A 17,164-nucleotide genomic window follows, 5' to 3' on the forward strand; every position below is an offset into this window, starting at 1 on the left:
AACGCCATTTCTACGTCGCCCGCGCCTCAGATTGTGCACATTCAGAGGAGCAATCGTGTCGAAGGGTCCACTGTCGGGCGTCCGGGTCCTCGAGTTGGGGAGCTTCATCGCGGGGCCGTTCGCGGGTCAGCTGCTGGCCGACTACGGCGCCGAGGTGATCAAGATCGAGCCGCCCGGCGCGGGCGACCCGATGCGCCGGTGGGGCATCGTGCAGGACGGCCAGAGCCTGTGGTGGCCGGCCATCGCCCGCAACAAGAAGTCGGTCGCGCTGGACCTGCGCCACCCGGACGGCCAGGCGGTGGCGCGGGCGCTCGCCACGCGGTCCGACGTCGTCCTGGAGAACTTCCGGCCCGGCACGCTCGACGGCTGGGGACTCGGCTACCAGGCCCTCGCCGAGCTCAACCCCCGCATCGTCGTCGTGCACGTCTCCGGGCTCGGTCAGACGGGCCCGCGCTCGCGCGAGGCCGGCTTCGGCAGCATCGGCGAGGCCATGGGCGGCATGCGGTTCACGACCGGCGACGCCGGGTCCCGCCCGGCGCGGACCGGCATCAGCATCGGCGACTCCCTCGCGGCGCTGTTCGCCGTGGTGGGAACCTCCACCGCACTGGTCGAGCGGGCGGCGAGCGGGCGCGGCCAGGAGGTCGACGTCGCCATCTACGAGGCGGTCGCGGCGCTCATGGAGTCGACGATGGTCGACTACGAACGGGCGGGCGTGCTGCGCACCCGGACCGGCAGCGTCCTGCCCGGCGTGGCACCGTCCAATGTGTACAAGACCGGGGACGGCGCGGACATCGCGATCGCCGGCAACGCCGACGCGGTGTACCGGCGGCTCTGCGACGCCATGGGCCGGCCGGAGCTGGCGACCGACCCGCGCTTCGACGGCCACGAGGCCCGCGGCCGCAACGCGACCGTCCTCGACGAGGAGATCGAGCGGTGGACCTCCTCGCTCGGCTCGGCGCAGCTGCTGCGGATCCTCGCGGAGCACGGCGTGCCGGCGGGGAAGATCTACACCGCGCCCGACATGATCAACGACCCGCACTACGCCGCCCGGCGGATGGTGCTGCGGCCGGAGACGGACGACGGCGTCGCGGGGCCGATGGCCGGCATCGTGCCGAAGTTCAGCCGGACCCCGGGCGAGGTGTCCGCCGTGGGGCCGCGCCTGGGTCAGCACACGCGCGCCGTCCTCGGCGAGCTCGCCGGGGTGGACGACGAGGCCTGGAAGGACCTCCTCACCCGCGGGGTCGTGGCCGAGTGAGCGCGCCGCGAACGGCCGTCGTCACCGGGGGCGGGCGCGGCCTCGGCCGGGCCTACGCTCTCGCCCTGGCCGCCGCCGGGCACGCCGTCGTCGTCAACGACCTCGGCGACGGCCCCGCCGGCGCGGTCGTCGCCGAGATCGAGGCCGCGGGCGGCACCGCCGTCGCGAGCCGGCACGACGTGACGGACTTCGCCGCGACCGCGGACCTGGTCGGGCTCGCCGTCGAGCGCTTCGGCGGGCTCGACGTGGTCGTCGCCAACGCGGGCATCCTACGGGACCGGACCCTGGCGTCGATGAGCGAAGCCGAGTGGGACGACGTCATCGCGGTACACCTCAAAGGCACCTTCACCATCGCCCACCACGCCGCCGCCCACTGGCGGGCCCGGGCGAAATCGGGCGCCGACGTCGACGGGCGGCTGATCACGACGACCTCCGCCTCCGGGCTCTTCGGCAACATCGGGCAGTCGAACTACGCCGCAGCGAAGGCCGGCATCGCCGCGTTCACGCTCGTGGCGGCCCAGGAGCTGCGGCCGTACGGCGTGAGCGCCAACTGCGTGGCCCCGAGCGCCCTCACCCGCCTGACCGAGGAACCGCTGCGGCGCTACGAGGGCGAGATCACCGACCGCCGCCGCGAGGAGCTCGACCCGCATTGGGTGGCGCGCGTCGTCGCCTGGCTCTGCGGACCGGGCGCGCGCGACGTCACCGGCCGCGTCTTCGACGTCCGCGGCCCGCAGGTCGGCATCGCCTCCGGCTGGCGCCTCGAGCCGACCTTCACCCAGCCCGACGACCCCGAACACCTCGACCGGGCCCTCCGCTCGGCCATCGCGGCCGCACCGCCCGCCGCCGACATGGAAGGCCAGCGCCATGAGTGAGCCCCTGCTGCGCGGTGTCCGGGTCCTGGAGCTGCTCGGGATCGGGCCGGAGCCCTTCGCGGGCATGCTGCTGGCCGACCTCGGGGCCGACGTGCTCGCGCTGCGCCGCCCCGGCCAGGTGCCCGGGGGCGGCGGGCTGGAGCGGGGCCGGCCCGTCGTCGGCGTCAACCTCAAGGACCCCGCCACCCTGGAGGTCGTGCGCGGGCTGGTGGCCGAGGCGGACGTCCTCCTCGAGGGCTACCGCCCGGGCGTCGCCGAGCGGCTCGGGCTCGGCCCGCAGGACTGCCACGCCATCAACCCGCGGCTCGTCTACGGCCGGATGACCGGCTGGGGTCAGACCGGGCCGCTGGCCCACACCGCCGGGCACGACATCAACTACATCGCCGTCACCGGCGCCCTGCACGCCGCCGCGCGCCAGGGCCGGCCGCCGACCCCGCCGTCGAACCTGCTCGGCGACTTCGGCGGCGGCGGCATGTACCTCGTCACGGCGGTCCTGGCCGCGCTCGTCGAACGCGCGCGCACCGGCACCGGGCGCGTGCTGGACGTGGCGATCACCGACGGCACCACCTACCTCGCGTCGATGCTGTACGGCATGCATCGCGACGGGCAGTGGCGGGACGAGGCCGGCACGAACCTGCTCGACACCGGCGCGCCCTACTACGACGTGTACGCGTGCGCCGACGGCCGCTATGTCGCGATCGGGGCCCTCGAGCCCCAGTTCTTCGCGGTGCTGGCCGGCCTGCTGGGGCTCAGCCCCGAGGTCTGCGAGCACCGCGACGATCCGGCCCGCTGGCCGGCGCTGCGCGCGGCGATCGCGGCGGCGGTGCTGACCCGGACCCGCGACGAGTGGGCCGACCTCGCCGCCGGCACCGACGCCTGCCTCGCACCGGTGCTGAACCTCAGCGAGGCACCGCGGCACGGCCAGGCGGTGGCCCGCGGGCTCTTCGCCGACGGGATGCCCCGGCTTCCGCTCGGCCGCGCATCGACATCGACATCGACCGAAGACGTGGTGCGCGCCTGGGGCGCCGCAGCCGAAGGGATGCTCCGTGCATGACGCCGTGATCGTCGACATCGTCCGCTCGGCCTCGGGCCGCGGCAAGCCCGGCGGTGCGCTGTCCGGGCTGCACCCCGTGGAGCTGCTGGCCACCGTCCTGCGCGCGCTCGTCACCCGCACCGGGATCGACCCCGCGCTGATCGACGACGTCATCACCGGCTGCGTCGGCCAGGCCACCGAGCAGGCGGCCAACATCGGGCGCAACGCCGTGCTGGCGGCGGGCTGGCCGCTCACCGTCCCGGGCACGACCGTCGACCGGGCCTGCGGCTCGGGCCAGCAGGCGATGCACTTCGCCGCCCAGGGCGTGATGGCCGGGGCCTACGACGTCGTCGTGGCGTGCGGGGTCGAGTCGATGAGCCGGGTCCCGATGGGGGTCGCGATCGGCGCGGCCGACCCGTTCGGCCCGAGCGTGGCGGCCCGGCTGGGCCTTGTGTCGCAGGGCATCGCGGCCGAGCTGGTGACCGATCGCTGGGGCCTCACGCGCGAGCAGCTGGACGCGTACGCCGCCCGGTCGCACGCGCTGGCCGCCGCGGCCGCCGGCTCCGGGGCGTTCGCCGCCGAGATCGTGCCGGTCGGCGAGCACACGCGGGACGAGACCATCCGCCCGGCGACGACCCCGGAGGGCCTGGCCGGGCTGAAGCCGGCCTTCTACGACGCCGCCGCCGGCGCGCGGTTCCCGCAGATCGGCTGGCACATCACCGCGGGCAACTCCTCGCCGCTGACCGACGGGGCGGCGGCCGCGCTGATCATGAGCGCGGCCCGGGCGGCCGAGCTCGGGCTGCGGCCCCGGGCCCGGTTCCACGCCTTCGCGCTGGCCGGCGACGATCCGGTCATGATGCTGACCGCGCCCATCCCGGCGACCCGCAAGGTGCTCGCCAAGGCCGGCCTCGGCATCGACGACATCGACGCCTACGAGGTGAACGAGGCCTTCGCGCCGGTACCGCTGGCCTGGGCGGCCGACCTCGGGGCGGACCCCGGACGGCTCAACCCGCGCGGCGGCGCGATCGCCCTCGGGCACCCCCTGGGCGGTTCCGGGGTGCGCCTCATGGCGACGCTGGTGAACCACCTCGAGCAGACCGGCGGCCGGTACGGGCTGCAGACCATGTGCGAGGCGGGCGGCCAGGCGAACGCCACGATCGTCGAGCGGCTCTGACGGTGCCGCCCCGGTGCCCGCCGCCCTCGCGGCGGGCACCGGCGTCTACCCGTGAGGGACTTCGAACACGGCGGTGCCGGCGATGTGGACCTCGCCGGTCTGCCGGGTCACCTGGAGCGCGAGCGTGCAGACCGTGTGCGTCGCGGACTCCTCGACGGCGACGACCTCACCGCTGTACGTGAGGGTGTCGCCCGGCCACGCGATGGCGCGGAACTGCACCTCGAACCGGCGGACGTTGTCGGGCCCGAAGTGGTCCGCGGCGAACGCGGCCAGGGCACCGGCCTGCCGCATCCCGACGGCGAACACCGTCGGGAACCCGGCGGCCCGCGCGAACTCGGCGTCGTGGTGGATCGGGTTCATGTCGCCGGACGCGCCCTGGTAGCGCACGAAGTCGGTGACGGTGAGCGGGCCCTGCACCAGCGGCGCCCGGAAGCTTCCCAGCGCCGTCATGCCGTCGGCGCCTGTTCGGTCACCACGAGCGTGGCGCGGGCCTCGGCGACCAGGCGCCCGTCGGCGTCGCGGAACTCGGTGACGATGTCGGCGAACTCGAGGGCGCCACCGCGCCGGCCCTGCTTGGTGTAGACCCGGTCGATGCGCTCCTGGCAGTGCAGCACGGTTCCCGCGCTCGGCGGCGGCCCGTGGAACACGTACTGCTGGCCGGCGTGGAGCACGCGCGACAGGTCCGGTGGCTGATCGCCCCACGCCGCACTGGCATCCGTCGTCCAGAAGGGGGCCGAGGCCAGGAAGGTGGGCGGGGAGATCGGGTCGTCGCCGGCGTGGAGCGGATGCCCGGCGCCGACGGCGGCGGCGAACTCGCGAATCTTGCCCATCTCGACCGTCATCGTGAACTCGGCGCCCGACCGCCCCTCGAACTCGGACAGCTGACCCATACGCCCACCACTCCTTCCGAGATTGTGCGCAATCCAACGACGCTGGGGCCACTTTCCCCGATGGACCCCCAGGATTGTACACAAAGTAGTTCAGTTGTGCTTGCGGCCGATCCGGTACTCGAGGGTCAGGCACGGCAGGCCGAAGACCGAGAACGCGTGGTCGGCCCGCAGCTCCCCGCCGTCCACGTAGACATCGAGCTCCTCGGAGAAGCCGTGCACCGCGAGCGTGGACAGCGCCCGGCTCTCGCCGTCGATGTAGCTCAGGTAGTGCCCGGTCTGCCCGTCGCCGGCCCGGCTCGTGAGCCTCAGCCCGCCGCCGGGCCGCGGCCGGGGCGCGAGGGTGGCCGTGAAGCTGGCCTGGGGCAAGGGGAAGCCCACGCTGACGTACCCGCGCTCGCCGTGCCGGTACGTCGTGTAGATGCCCACGTAGATGGGCTCCCCGTTGTGCGCGAAGGAGCGGATCCAGCCCCGGGTGGACACGACCCCGTCGGCGCCGGTGATGGTGTCGATGCGGCTGTGCATCCCGCGCTGCGCCTCGCGGAGGTTCATCGGCACGTTGGCCTGCCCGAGCGGCCGGGCGACGAGGGTGCGGTACAGCAGATATCCGGGCCGCACCCAGGCGCGCCACCGCGGCACGATGTCGAGCGTGAACCGGGTCGTGTGCTCGTAGAACTCCCGCACCAGGGGGTCGACGGCCGCCGGGTCGAACTCGGGCCCGGCGAGGGCGTCCAGGCTCGCCACGATGCCGATGTCGGCGGTCGCCTCCTCGTAGGTGCCGCCGGTCGCCGCGGCGAGGTCCCGCACGTAGCCGGTGCCGACGTAGCGGGTGCGGGCCTCCAGCGGTACGACGAAGGGAAGCTGCTCCGCGGTGGCGCGCTCGGCCAGCAGCTCGACCTGCGGCTCCCGGAACACGAGCTGCGACACGGTCCGGAACGCCACCACGCTCGCCGCGGCCACCTGCGCCGGCGGCCGGTTGCGCAGCGCGGCCCCCACGGCCAGCCCGACCACCGGCCCGAGCGCCACCTTGTGCGGCCGCACGCCCATCGTCCCGGCGACCGCTCCCGCCGCGACTCCGACGGCGAGCGGCGACGCCCCGGCCTTCCCGGCCGCCCATCCGGCGGGCGCCGCGATCGCCCCGCTGGCCGCGATCCGCGCCCACACCGCCGGGATCTCGTCCGGCCGCTGCAGCGCCCGTGCGGCCCCGTCGATAGCGGCGAGCGCCCCACCCCCGAGCGCGGCGGCCTTCAGCGCGGCGCGCGGTCCCCGGTGCGCGGCGAGCGCGGCGCCGGCCGCGGCTCCCATGAGCGCGGCGAACCCGATTCCCTGCAGTCGCTTGGCATCCACGGCATCTTTCTTACACCGCCGACGCGAACGGCCGTGCTCCCGTGCCTGCCGTGAGCTGAATCGAGGCGACCGGCGGGCTTGTCAGGCGCGGTCGTGGAGGGTGATCCGGTAGCCGTCGGGGTCGGCGAAGGTGAACGTCCGGCCGAAGGGGCCGTCGATCGGCGCGGAAACGATGGCGTGACCGCCGGCGACGAGGTCGTCGTGAATGGCCTGCACGTCGGTGGCGTGCAGCCAGATCGCCGCACCGATGCCGGGCTGGGCGACGGATGCGAGATCGGTGCCGGGAACGACGTCGCGGAGTGCGAACGCGATCGGCTTCGTCTCGAAGACGACGGCGTGCGGAGGTCCGGCCGGCGAGCGGACGAGGCCGAGGTACCGCTCGTAGAACGCCTGCGAGGCGTCGAGGTCTCGCACCTGGAGCGAGATGAAGTCGGGGCCGGTGGCGGGCATGGTGATGCTCCTTCCATTCGTGTCAGTCTCCTGACACGGCCCAACGTATGTCAGAATCCTGACATGAGTCAAGACGGCGCCGGGGTCGACCTGGACACATCACTGGGATACCTGCTCAAAGAGGCGTCGAGCGTGCTGCGCTCGGCCATGGAGGAGGTGCTGCGGCCGCTCGGGATGACCGTGACGCACTACTCCTGCCTCGAGCTGCTGGCGCAGCGGCCGGGCCTGTCGAACTCCGAGCTCGCGCGGGGCGCGTTCGTGACCCGGCAGTCGATGAACGTGCTGCTCCAGGCCCTGGAGCGGGACGGCTACGTGACCAGGCCCGCGGAGGCGCCCGTCGGGAAGGTGCTTCCCGCGCGGCTCACGCCCCGGGGCCGGCGGAGCCTGGAGAAGGCGAGCGCGGCGGTCCGGTCCGTCGAGGTCAGAATGCTGGCGGGACTGAACGGGACCGAGCAGTCGGCCGCATTCCGGATCCTGCGGAGCATGATCCATTCCCTGCGCGACGGCGACGGCGGCGCATAGCTACAGCGGAACCGTCATGCGGCCCTCACCGATCAGCATTCGCGCTCCGGCGGCCGCGGCGGTGGCGCTCGGCCAGCAGGCCGCCCACGGTGAGCACGACCAGCGCGGCCAGCGCGGCCCACAGCGGCCACGCCCCCGGCTGCCACCCGTAGGCGCCGACGGTCACGTAGGCGGTCGTGGCCGGCAGGATGCCCACCGCCGTGCCGAGCACGAAGTCCCGCAGCCGCACGCTGGTCACCCCCGCGAGGTAGTTGACCGCGGTGAACGGCACGACGGGGATGAGCCGGGCGGCGACGACGGCCCAGATCCCGTGCCGCGTCAGCCGCGCGTCGAACGCGTCCAGCCGCCCGCCCGCCAGCCAGCGCACCGCGTCGCGGCCCAGCAGCCGGCCCAGGTACAGGGCCGCCACCGCGCCCAGCAGCGCGCCGCAGACGACGACCGCCAGGCCGCCCGCGACGCCGAACAGGGCGCCGGCGGCGAGGGTGAGGACCGTCTTCGGCAGTGGCGACAGGCAGGCCACGCCGTAGAGGCCGGCGCACGCCACCGGTGCCCACCAGCCCAGCCCCGCCATCGTGGCGCGCAGCTCGTCCCGCCCGGGCAGGCCGACGAGGATCGCGACCGTCACGAGGCCGCCCACGAGGGCGACCAGCCCGGCCAGTCGCAGCAGCCGAGCCGTGCGCGTCATGCGCGCATCATGCCCCGCCGGCCGCCGGTCCAACCAGGCGGTCCGGGAAAGGAAATCAAGGCTTAGTCGTAGATCAATATGACGTCATCTTGGCGACCGGCGGCCAGTCGAATCAACGACTGTCGGGCGTCGATGCCTTGCATACGTTTCTTCCACCGGAGCGGGCAACCGCCCGCCGGAGACGGAAATCCCCGACCGATGGGAGAGACACGTGAAGATCAAGGTCAAGAAGGTCGAGCCGATCGAGGCGACCCGGATCCACCTCGCCCCGGACGCGCCCCAGGGCGCCGCCTGATCCACTCGACCGGCCGGCCTGGCGCGATCCGCCGGGCCGGCCGAGCGCTTTTCTGCGATCGGAGTTTCTGCATCATGCGGGTCATCCCCCAGCTCAAACCGATCTCGGTCATCCAGCGCCCCCGCGAGGTCATCCTCCTGCGCCGCGCGCTCGAGGCCACCTACCTCGACGACGACAACGGCGGCGTCACCGCCCTGCTGCGGGTGCTTGCCGAGGGCTCCCGGACCGTCGCCGAGCTCCCCGCGGCCATGCGCGAGCGCGGGTTCGAGGTCACCGAGGACGAGATGGCGGCCGCGGTCGGCGCGCTCGACGACGCCGGGGTGCTGCTGCGGGCCGGCGACGACGGGCTCGACGCGGCCACGCGCCGGCGGCACGAGAGCAACCTGCGCTTCTACGACCTCTTCGCGGGACTGGACCGTACGAGCGCGCAGTTCCACCGGGGCATGGCGAGCGCCGACGTGCTCCTGCTCGGCGCGGGCGGCATGGGCAGCGGCGTGCTGCAGTCGCTCGTCGGGCTCGGCGCCGGCCGCGTGCGGATCGTGGACTTCGACCACGTCGAGGAGAAGAACCTCGCCCGGCAGTTCGCCTACGGCCACGCCGACGTCGGCCGCCCGAAGGTGGCGGCGGCGAAGGACTGGGCCGCCCGCTACTGCGGCGACACCGTGGTCGAGCCCGTGCACGCCCGGGTGTCCGATGTGGACGGCATCGTCGCCCTGGGCCGGGGCGCCTCGCTGGTGGTCTGCGCCATCGACTCCCCGGACGACGTGCACCTGCTGGTCAACCGGGCCTGCTTCGAGCTGGGCGTGCCGTTCGTGACGGGCGGGCTGCAGTACTCCACCCTCTTCTACTGGTCCGTGCGGCCCGGCGTGAGCGCGTGCCGCATGTGCCTGGAGCTCAACCGCGAGGACGAGGGCGGCGCCATGCCGGAGCTGGCCGAGCAGTCCGTGGTGCTCCCGGCCGGGCGGGTCAACCGCGCCACCGGCCCCGTCGCGCAGCTGCTGGCCGGATTCGTGGCGATGGAGGCCGGCCGGTACCTCACCGGCACCGACGAGCCCGTCGCGGCCGGCGTGTACCACACCGTCGAGCTCGCCGACGGCATGCGCACGACCCGGGCGCCCTGGCCGCGCAACCCCCGGTGCCCGCTGTGCTGAACCAGCTCACGCTCGTGCGCGACGGCGACGGCTACGTGGTGGGCAGCCCGGGCACGGCCGCCTACGTCGAGGTCCCCGAGATCGGCGCGCGGATCATCGAGTGGCTGCAGCAGGGCGCGAGCGTCGCCGAGGCCGAGCGGCGGGCCGCGGAGCTGGCCGGCGAGCCCGTCGACGTGGCGGACTTCCTGACCGTGCTCGCCGACGAGGGCCTGCTGACCGGCTCCGGCGACGACGGGCGCATCGACGGCACGCGGCGCCAGCGCGCCGGTGCGCTGCTGTTCGGCCGGGTCGCCTGGGGCCTGTACGCCGCGCTCGCCCTCGCCGTGCCCGTGTTGCTGGTCGCGGTGCCCTGGCTGCGCCCGACGTACCGTGACGCCTTCCCGTTCGCCACCCAGCTGCTGAACATCCTCGCCGTCAGCGGCCTCGGGATGCTGGCCGTCGCCGCCCACGAGGGCGCGCACGTGCTCGCCACCGCCGCGCTCGGGCTGCCCAGCCGCCTGTCGGTGAGCCGCCGCCTGTACTTCCTCACCTTCCAGGCCGACCTCACCCGCCTCTGGAGCGTTCCCCGTCGCGCCCGCTACGGGCCGCTGCTGGCCGGCCTCGCCTGGGACGCGGTCGTCCTGGCCGGCGCGCTGGCGGCCCAGGAGCTCCTCGCGCCCGGCTCGGTCGCGGCCCGCCTGCTGCGGGCGCTCGTGCTGCTGCAGTGCACGGCGATCCTGGCCCAGGCCATGGTCTTCGTGCGCACCGACGTCTACGCGCTACTGGTGAACGTGACCGGCTGCAAGACCCTGTGGGCCACGAAGGGCGCCCTGCTGCGGCGGTACCTGCACCGCTCGACCCCCGCCGACGAGCGCCAGCTGGCCGACGCCGACCCGCGGGAGGTCACGTGGGCCCGGCGCTACCTGTGGCTCTACGTTCCCGGCACCGCGGTCGCCCTGTACTACCTCGCGCAGTTCGTCCTGCCCGGCCTGCCGCACCTCGTCGCCCTGTGCGTGGCCCCGATCCGCGCCGACGGCCTGACCACCGCCGCCGCGTGGGAGGGTCTCGCCGCCCTGGCGGTCGCGGTCGTCCCGTCGGCCCTCGCCCTGTTCGGGGCGATTCGCGGGGGATGGGCGGTGATCCGGCGCGTCATTTCCGCGCGCAAATCCACGCGCACTTCAGCCTGACTCAGGTCTTCCGCCGTATGGACGATGTAGACGGCACCTTAGGGTGCCCGCCCAGGCGGTAGAGTCCGGCGCAATGAAGGAGTGCCGTGAGCACATCCCATGAGCAGCGGCCTCGCCCGGCGGCGAGGGGGGCGCTGCTGCGCGATCCGGTCCTGCGCGCCCTGCTGCTGTTCACCGCGGCCTTCACCGTCTGGTATGCCCTGCCCGGAACCGGCGCCTCCTATGATGCGAGGCTTGCCCTGTTCTGGCCGATTCAGGTGCTCCTCGACATCGTCTTCGCGGTCTTCTCGGCGCGGATGAGCGCGCTGCCGGGCGTGTCCGCGGCGCACCGGCGGTTCTGGCGGCTCATCGCGGCCGGGGCCGTGTTCCTCACCGCCGGCGACGCGGCCCAGGGCGTGCAGACCTTCGCCACCCCCGTCGACGGCATGGTGCAGGGCGGCGCGGTGCAGTCCGGGCTGGTCACGTGCGGGTCGCTGGTCTGCCTGCTCGCCATGGTGCTGCACCCGACCAACACGGCCGGCCGGGAGCGGCTGCGGTTCATGCTCGACGCGGCCACCGTCGTCGCCGCCACCGCGGTCTTCGTGTGGTACCTCTCCCCCAGCGTCGACCTCGGCGAGAGCGGCGGCGCACTGCTGCTCGCCCTGGCCTCGGCCGGGGTCAGCCTCGCGGGCTCGTTCGGGCTCGTGAAGCTCATGCTGGGCCGCAACATGCCGTTCACCCCGATCGCCGGCTGGAGCGCCGGCCTGGCCAGCGTGCTCATCGGCCTGTCCACCGGCCTGACCGCGGCCCTGGTGGAGGTGACGCGGCCCGAGGTCGCGATGCTGGCCCGGCTGCTGCCGTGCGCGCTGCTGGCCGCCGTGCCCCGCATCAACGAGGCGAACCTGCGCGCCGACCCCGACATCCTCGCGCGCCGCCCGGTGCGGCCGTTCAGCCTGATGCCCTACATCGGCGTCGCCGCCGCCTACATGCTGCTGATCGTCTCGCTCACCCGCGGCTCGCTGGACGCCCGCGTCTGGGGCGTGGTCATCGGCGTGCTGCTGGTGACCGGCATCGTGGTGACCCGGCAGCTGATCGCCTTCACCGACAACGCGCGGCTGCTCGGCGAGCTCGACCGCAGCATGCAGGCCCTCGCGGCGCAGGAGGAGCGGTTCCGGGCCCTGGTCCAGCACTCCTCCGACATCACCCTCATCGCCGGGGCCGACCATGTGGTGTCGTACGCGAGCCCGGCCGTCGAGCGCACCTTCGGCGTGCCGCCCGAGTCGGTGATCGGCCGGCGCATGGACGAGCTCACCGTGGCCGAGGCGCGCGACGAGTGGCGGGCCCGCCTCGACGACCTGCTGACCCGCCCGGGCGCCAGCATCACCCTGCGCCTGCGGGTCCCGCACCTCGACGGCCGCGCGCGCTGGCTCACGGCCGTGGCCACGAACCTCACGCACGTGCCGAGCATCGGCGGCGTGGTCTACAACGCGCACGACATCACCGACGTCGTCGCGTTCCAGGACCGGCTGCGGCACGAGGCGACCCACGACGCGCTGACCGGCCTGGCCAACCGGGCCCTGTTCGCCGAGCGCATCGCGGCCGCGGGCGGACGGGCGTCCGTCCTCATCATCGACCTGGACGGCTTCAAGGCGGTCAACGACACCCACGGCCACCACGCCGGCGACGCGCTCCTGCGCGCGGTGGCGGCCCGGCTGCGGCACTGCGTGCGCCCCGCCGACACCGTGGCCCGCCTCGGCGGCGACGAGTTCGCGGTCCTGCTGCCCGACACCTCGCTCGCCTACGCCGAGGACCTGACCCGCCGGCTGCACGAGTGCTTCGCCGAGCCGGTCGAGATCGACCAGGCGCTGGTCCCGATCCGGGCCAGCATCGGCGCGGCGTGCGGCGCCCTGGCCGACGCCGACGCGCTCCTGCGCGCCGCGGACGCCGCGATGTACTCGGTGAAGCACGGCCTGCGCGACCGCGCCGCCCTCTGATCGCGGCGGCCGTCTCTCAGCGGCCGTGTCTCAGAGGTCGTGGCGGTACCAGGCGTTGGCCTCCACATAGGTGGCGAGATCCCGCTCCGGGTCGCACACCACCGGCCCGAGCCCGCCGGCGACGACGACCGGCCCGGGCGCGTCGAACGGCAGGCCGGTCCACGCCCGCCACCGCCGCAGCGGCGCCGTGATGGTCATCGAGTGCGGCGCGACCGCCACGAACCGCCCGCCCGCCCGCTCGTGCACGCGCAGCCACGGGTCCTCGGCGGTGCCGTCGGCGCGGCGGCGGGCCACGTACTGCGCGAGCGGCACCAGCGGCTGGAGGTGCTTGTGGGTCGGGCGCACCGGGGCGAACAGCGCCGGATGCCCGAGCGCGGCGGCGTTGCGCCGGGCCAGCGCCAGCAGATGACCGGAGACGCCCCGGCCGCGCAACTGCGGCCGGACGGTCGCGAACAGCGCCGACACCTGCGGCCCGGCGGTCCCGGCGAGGGCGTCGGCGGCCGCGGACAGCAGCACCGCGTCGTAGCCGCCGCCGGGCAGCTCCAGGTCCTCGCCCGCGGTGAAGGGCAGCGTGCACAGCATCCCCGCGGGCGCGCCGGTGTCGCGCTCGACGGCCAGCAGGGTGTACTGCGGATGCCGCTGCACCAGGGCCGGGAAGAGCGCCGCGGAGACCGGGTCCTGGTACAGGAACGGGGCCACGGTGGGGTCGTCGAACGTCGTGATGAGCGGCAGGCGGTCGGGCCGCTCGGCCAGCGTCGTCACCTCGAGCCAGGCGAAGTCCATGGAGATCAACCTATCGGTCCGCGCCACCGGTCCGCGGAACGCATGTTCTGCCCGGCAAACGCATGCGTCCGAGACCTTCAGCGGCCGTTCGACCGGCCGATGTGTATACCGGTGGATCAGACCTTGCCCCGCCCGGGACCGGCGGGACAAAGTAGCTTGCAGCGCGCGGGAAGGAGAGGCGTGACGAGGCGGGTGACCTGGGCATATGCGCTCTGTGCGCTCGTCCTTGCCGTCTGTTACCGGCTGTTCCCGGACGCGGGTCTGCTCTGTTACGTCGGGCTCGTCGCGACCACGATCGCCGCGATCGTCTACGGCGTCCGCGCCCACCGGCCCCGCCGGAAGCTGCCGTGGCTGCTGTGGGGCGGCGGCTCCCTCGGCCTCGCGGCCGGCACCGCGGCCTCCCTGGTGCAGACCGACGTGCTGCACTCGGACCGGTTCCCGTCGGTCGCCGACGCCATCTCGCTCGGCGCCACGTTCCCGCTGCTGCTGCTCGGCCTGCTGATGCTGAGCCGCTCCGGGGCGGCGAACCGGGACTGGGCGACCGTCATCGACTCGCTCATCTTCACCGCCGGGGCGGGGCTGCTCGCCTGGGTGTTCCTCATCGACCCGTACCTCAGCGACCCCGGCCTCAACGCCGCGCAGAAGGCCGTCGCCAGCGCCTACCCGCTCGCCGACGTGATGCTGCTGGCCATCATGGTGCGGATGGTGCTGGAGGCCCGCCGCAGCTGGAGCGTGGCGCTGCTGCTCACCTCCGGGGCCGTCCTGCTCGTGTCCGACGTCGCGTTCAGCCTGCGCCGGCTCGACGGGGAGTGGGGCCTGGGCAGCTTCGTCGACGTCGGCTGGATCGTGTTCTTCGCCGCGGGCGGGCTCGCCGCGCTGCACCCGTCGATGGCGCAGCTGTCCGAGCCGCGGGTGATCGGCTCCACGCAGGTCAAGCCGCGCCGGGCGGTGCTGGGCGTCGCCTCGCTTGTCGCGCCCGGGATCCTCTTCGCCGAGGCGCAGTCCGGACCGGTGCACAACGGAACCGTCATCGCGGTCGGCTCGGCCGCGCTCGTGGCGCTGTCGCTCGGCCGGGGCGCGCTCGCCGCTCGCAGCGTCGGGCACACGCTGTCCCGCGAGCGCGCCCTGCGCAAGGCCTGCGAGGCGCTGCTGTCGGCGACCGAGGTGTCCGCGGTCGAGGCCGTCGTCCGCCGGGCGGTCGGCTCGCTGCTGCGCCCCGGCACCGCCCACCGCACCGTGCTGCGCGTCGGCTCGGCGCGGCGCGAGGCCGTCATGAGCATGCAGTACGTCGCGAAGCTGCCCGAGGAGTCCGCGCGCGAACTGAACGGGTTCGAGCTGGCGCTGTACTGCCCCCTGAGCGTCGGCGGCGTCCGCCTCGGCGAGCTGTGGGTCGCCGCCGACGAGCGGGCCCTCGTCACGCTGCAGGAGTCGGCGCGCGTGCTGGCCGGCCAGGCCGCGAGCATGCTCGACCACATCGCGCTGAACCGGGAGATCGTCCGCCGCGACAGCGAGGCCTACTTCCGCACCCTGGTGCTCAACGCCGCCGACGTCATCCTCATCGTCGGCGACGACGACCGGGTCAGCTACGCCAGCCCCTCGGCCCAGCCGCTGTTCGGCCTGGACCCGATCGGCGCGCACGTGTCCGACCTGCTGGTGTCGGACGAGCGGATCCGGCGCGCCGACGGGTCCAACGCTGACGTGGAGGTGACCGTCCGCGACCTGACCGACGAGCCGACCGTCGCCGGGCGGGTGCTCACCATCCACGACGTGACCGAGCGCCGCCGCCTCGAGCGCGAGCTCATCGACCGCGCGTACCTCGACCCGCTCACCGGCCTCGGCAACCGCCTGCGCTTCCAGGACTGCGTGCAGAGCGCGACCGCCGCCGCCGTGCTCATCGTCGACATCGACGGCTTCCGCACGGTCAACGACACCATGGGCCAGGACGTCGGCGACGAGCTGCTCAAGGCGTTCGGCGAGCGGCTCGTGGAGGTGTGCCCGCGCGCCGCCGTGGTGGCCCGCCTCGGCGCGGACGAGTTCGGCGTGCTGGTCGAGCGCTTGGCCGTCGCCGAGGTCGAGGCGCTCGCCGCGCGGATCGTCGAGGACTTCCGCCCGCCGTTCCTGGTCCGCGGCAGCGTGGTGACGGCCCTGCCGAGCGTCGGGGTGGCCATGACGGCCGACGCCGCCGACGCCGCGCAGGTGCTCAGCGAGGCCGACGTCGCCCTGGACAGCGCGAAGGGGACGCCGGAGCGCTGGCGGCGGTACGAGTCCGCGATGCACGCCCACACCCTGCGCCGGATGCGGCTGCGCACCGACCTGGACCAGGCCCTGGCCGCGGACGCGTTCGTGCTGCACTACCAGCCGATCGTCGAGCTCGCGACGGGCCTGCCGCACGGCTTCGAGGCGCTGGTGCGCTGGCAGCACCCGACCTTCGGGCTGGTGCCACCGCTGGAGTTCATCGAGATCGCCGAGGAGTGCGGGCTCATCGTCCCGCTCGGGGACTGGGTGATGCGCCACGCCATCGCCACCGCGGTCGAGTTCCGGAGGCTGTACCGCTCCGACGCCGCCCCCACGATGAGCGTCAACGTGTCCGTGCGCCAGTTCCGCTCCCCCGGCTTCGTCCAGCGGGTGCTGACCGAGCTGGCCCAGGCCGACCTGCCGCCCGGTGCGCTCACGGTGGAGATCACCGAGAGCCTGCTGCTCGGCGACGACGAGCACATCCACGCCGACCTGGCCACCCTGCGCGCCGCCGGCGTGCGGGTCTCGATCGACGACTTCGGCACCGGCTACTCGTCGCTGTCCTACCTGCACCGCGTGGCCGTCGACGCGCTCAAGCTCGACAAGTCCTTCGTGGACACGATCGGGACCTCGCGGCGGCAGTACGACCTGGTCCGTGGCATCGTCCAGCTCGCCCGCACGCTCGACCTGGAGGTGGTGGCCGAGGGCATCGAGACCGAGGCGAACCGCCAGCGCCTCGTCGACCTGCGCTGCGGGTTCGGCCAGGGCTACCTGTTCACCAAGCCGCTGCCCCGCGACGAGGCGCTGGCCTGGCTGCAGTCACCGGGCCTGGTCGAGCCGGCCGCCTAGAGCGCCAGGATCCAGTGGTCGCACCGGATCGGCACGCCCTCGTAGTCCACGTCGCACGGCCCGTGGTTCACGAACCCGGTCCGCCGGGCCACGACGCCCGCGGCCCGGTTCTCGGCCCCGATGAACGCGTGCACCTCGCGCACCAGCCCCGACGCCCGCACCTCCTCGACGGCGAGGCGCACGGCCCCCGCCGCGAGCCCGTGCCGCCGCGCCCGCCCCGGCAGCAGCATGATGCCGAGCTCGTGGATCTCGCGCCCCTCCCAGGCGCTGCGGAACACGGCGACGACCCCGGCGGGCTCGTCGCCGGGGTCGGCGAGGATGGTGCGGTACCACTCCCGTTCCCGCCCGGCGGCCCGCCGCTCGTGCACGGACTCGGCCCGCCCGCCCGGCGCCGGCCCGCCGAGGTGCGCCATGACCTCGGCATCGCCCTCCAGCTCAGCGGTGAGCCGGCGGTCCTGTTCGGCATACGGCCGAAGCCTCATGCATT

16 protein-coding genes are annotated in these 17,164 nt (G+C 74.1%); 9 read left to right on the forward strand and 7 right to left on the reverse strand.

Annotation, left to right across the window (positions count from 1 at the left end; all coding sequences use genetic code 11):
• The first annotated feature begins 55 nt into the window (after positions 1 to 55).
• From AC6JBM_RS31955 to AC6JBM_RS31970, 4 genes are read left to right on the forward strand one after another with little or no spacing between them, the layout of a single operon-like run.
• Positions 56 to 1,255 (forward strand): CaiB/BaiF CoA transferase family protein, encoded by a 1,200-nt coding sequence (locus tag AC6JBM_RS31955; protein ID WP_497977737.1) that lies wholly within the window; start codon positions 56 to 58, stop codon positions 1,253 to 1,255.
• Positions 1,252 to 2,127, forward strand: a complete 876-nt coding sequence (locus AC6JBM_RS31960; RefSeq protein ID WP_497977738.1) for an SDR family NAD(P)-dependent oxidoreductase — start codon at positions 1,252 to 1,254, stop codon at positions 2,125 to 2,127. The genes AC6JBM_RS31955 and AC6JBM_RS31960 overlap by 4 nt, the downstream gene beginning before the upstream one ends.
• Positions 2,120 to 3,181, forward strand: coding sequence for a CaiB/BaiF CoA transferase family protein (locus AC6JBM_RS31965; protein WP_497977739.1), 1,062 nt, complete (start codon positions 2,120 to 2,122; stop codon positions 3,179 to 3,181). Before AC6JBM_RS31960 ends, AC6JBM_RS31965 begins: the two co-directional genes overlap by 8 nt.
• On the forward strand, positions 3,174 to 4,334 hold the full coding sequence (locus AC6JBM_RS31970) for a thiolase family protein (RefSeq protein WP_497977740.1): 1,161 nt from the start codon (positions 3,174 to 3,176) through the stop codon (positions 4,332 to 4,334). The genes AC6JBM_RS31965 and AC6JBM_RS31970 overlap by 8 nt, the downstream gene beginning before the upstream one ends.
• A 45-nt stretch (positions 4,335 to 4,379) precedes the next feature.
• On the opposite strand, the gene AC6JBM_RS31975 is transcribed toward AC6JBM_RS31970, so the two are convergent.
• From AC6JBM_RS31975 to AC6JBM_RS31990, 4 genes are all read right to left on the reverse strand, one after another.
• Complete coding sequence (locus AC6JBM_RS31975) at positions 4,380 to 4,784, reverse strand: MaoC family dehydratase (RefSeq protein ID WP_497977741.1); 405 nt, start codon at positions 4,782 to 4,784, stop codon at positions 4,380 to 4,382.
• The gene (locus AC6JBM_RS31980) at positions 4,781 to 5,224 is read right to left on the reverse strand and encodes an FAS1-like dehydratase domain-containing protein (RefSeq protein ID WP_497977742.1); all 444 of its coding nucleotides are present in this window, start codon (positions 5,222 to 5,224) and stop codon (positions 4,781 to 4,783) included. The genes AC6JBM_RS31975 and AC6JBM_RS31980 overlap by 4 nt, the downstream gene beginning before the upstream one ends.
• Positions 5,225 to 5,314: 90 nt before the next feature.
• Entirely contained in the window at positions 5,315 to 6,568 is a 1,254-nt protein-coding gene (locus AC6JBM_RS31985) for a hypothetical protein (RefSeq protein ID WP_497977743.1), read from the reverse strand.
• Positions 6,569 to 6,649: 81 nt separating this feature from the next.
• Entirely contained in the window at positions 6,650 to 7,018 is a 369-nt protein-coding gene (locus AC6JBM_RS31990; RefSeq protein WP_497977744.1) for a VOC family protein, read from the reverse strand.
• A 63-nt stretch (positions 7,019 to 7,081) separates the two neighbouring features.
• Here AC6JBM_RS31990 and AC6JBM_RS31995 point away from each other — a divergent pair, with 63 nt between their 5' ends.
• A complete protein-coding gene (locus AC6JBM_RS31995) occupies positions 7,082 to 7,540 on the forward strand; it encodes a MarR family winged helix-turn-helix transcriptional regulator (RefSeq protein WP_497977745.1) in 459 nt (152 codons plus the stop codon).
• Positions 7,541 to 7,565: 25 nt separating this feature from the next.
• Here the strand turns inward: AC6JBM_RS31995 and AC6JBM_RS32000 are convergent, their stop codons facing one another.
• Positions 7,566 to 8,225: a TVP38/TMEM64 family protein gene (locus AC6JBM_RS32000; RefSeq protein WP_497977746.1), complete on the reverse strand. Its 660-nt coding sequence runs from the start codon at positions 8,223 to 8,225 to the stop codon at positions 7,566 to 7,568.
• Positions 8,226 to 8,594: 369 nt separating this feature from the next.
• On the opposite strand from AC6JBM_RS32000, the gene AC6JBM_RS32005 reads away from it, so the two are divergent.
• The 3 genes from AC6JBM_RS32005 (at position 8,595) to AC6JBM_RS32015 (ending at position 12,810) form a co-directional block, all read left to right on the forward strand.
• A complete protein-coding gene (locus AC6JBM_RS32005) occupies positions 8,595 to 9,671 on the forward strand; it encodes a HesA/MoeB/ThiF family protein (RefSeq protein WP_497977747.1) in 1,077 nt (358 codons plus the stop codon).
• Positions 9,665 to 10,837, forward strand: coding sequence for a hypothetical protein (locus AC6JBM_RS32010; RefSeq protein ID WP_497977748.1), 1,173 nt, complete (start codon positions 9,665 to 9,667; stop codon positions 10,835 to 10,837). Before AC6JBM_RS32005 ends, AC6JBM_RS32010 begins: the two co-directional genes overlap by 7 nt.
• An 86-nt stretch (positions 10,838 to 10,923) precedes the next feature.
• A complete protein-coding gene (locus tag AC6JBM_RS32015; RefSeq protein WP_497977749.1) occupies positions 10,924 to 12,810 on the forward strand; it encodes a diguanylate cyclase domain-containing protein in 1,887 nt (628 codons plus the stop codon).
• Between the two features lie 30 nt (positions 12,811 to 12,840).
• On the opposite strand, the gene AC6JBM_RS32020 is transcribed toward AC6JBM_RS32015, so the two are convergent.
• The gene (locus AC6JBM_RS32020) at positions 12,841 to 13,593 is read right to left on the reverse strand and encodes an N-acetyltransferase (RefSeq protein ID WP_497977750.1); all 753 of its coding nucleotides are present in this window, start codon (positions 13,591 to 13,593) and stop codon (positions 12,841 to 12,843) included.
• A gap of 180 nt (positions 13,594 to 13,773) precedes the next feature.
• On the opposite strand from AC6JBM_RS32020, the gene AC6JBM_RS32025 reads away from it, so the two are divergent.
• Positions 13,774 to 16,677: a putative bifunctional diguanylate cyclase/phosphodiesterase gene (locus AC6JBM_RS32025; protein WP_497977751.1), complete on the forward strand. Its 2,904-nt coding sequence runs from the start codon at positions 13,774 to 13,776 to the stop codon at positions 16,675 to 16,677.
• Here AC6JBM_RS32025 and AC6JBM_RS32030 read toward each other — a convergent pair.
• Complete coding sequence (locus AC6JBM_RS32030; protein ID WP_497977752.1) at positions 16,674 to 17,159, reverse strand: GNAT family N-acetyltransferase; 486 nt, start codon at positions 17,157 to 17,159, stop codon at positions 16,674 to 16,676. The two genes, AC6JBM_RS32025 and AC6JBM_RS32030, sit on opposite strands and share 4 nt — an antisense overlap.
• Between the last annotated feature and the right edge of the window lie 5 nt (positions 17,160 to 17,164).

This window comes from Dactylosporangium thailandense (assembly GCF_059739745.1).

Excerpts from the sequence above, each read along its gene's own strand:
- AC6JBM_RS31980 (WP_497977742.1), bottom strand. The coding sequence starts at position 5,224 with ATGGGTCAGCTGTCCGAGTTCGAGGGGCGGTCGGGCGCCGAGTTCACG.
- AC6JBM_RS32020 (WP_497977750.1), bottom strand. The coding sequence starts at position 13,593 with ATGGACTTCGCCTGGCTCGAGGTGACGACGCTGGCCGAGCGGCCCGAC.
- AC6JBM_RS32000 (WP_497977746.1), bottom strand. The coding sequence starts at position 8,225 with ATGACGCGCACGGCTCGGCTGCTGCGACTGGCCGGGCTGGTCGCCCTC.
- AC6JBM_RS31965 (WP_497977739.1), top strand. The coding sequence starts at position 2,120 with ATGAGTGAGCCCCTGCTGCGCGGTGTCCGGGTCCTGGAGCTGCTCGGG.
- AC6JBM_RS32005 (WP_497977747.1), top strand. The coding sequence starts at position 8,595 with ATGCGGGTCATCCCCCAGCTCAAACCGATCTCGGTCATCCAGCGCCCC.
- AC6JBM_RS32030 (WP_497977752.1), bottom strand. The coding sequence starts at position 17,159 with ATGAGGCTTCGGCCGTATGCCGAACAGGACCGCCGGCTCACCGCTGAG.
- AC6JBM_RS31990 (WP_497977744.1), bottom strand. The coding sequence starts at position 7,018 with ATGCCCGCCACCGGCCCCGACTTCATCTCGCTCCAGGTGCGAGACCTC.
- AC6JBM_RS31995 (WP_497977745.1), top strand. The coding sequence starts at position 7,082 with ATGAGTCAAGACGGCGCCGGGGTCGACCTGGACACATCACTGGGATAC.
- AC6JBM_RS31975 (WP_497977741.1), bottom strand. The coding sequence starts at position 4,784 with ATGACGGCGCTGGGAAGCTTCCGGGCGCCGCTGGTGCAGGGCCCGCTC.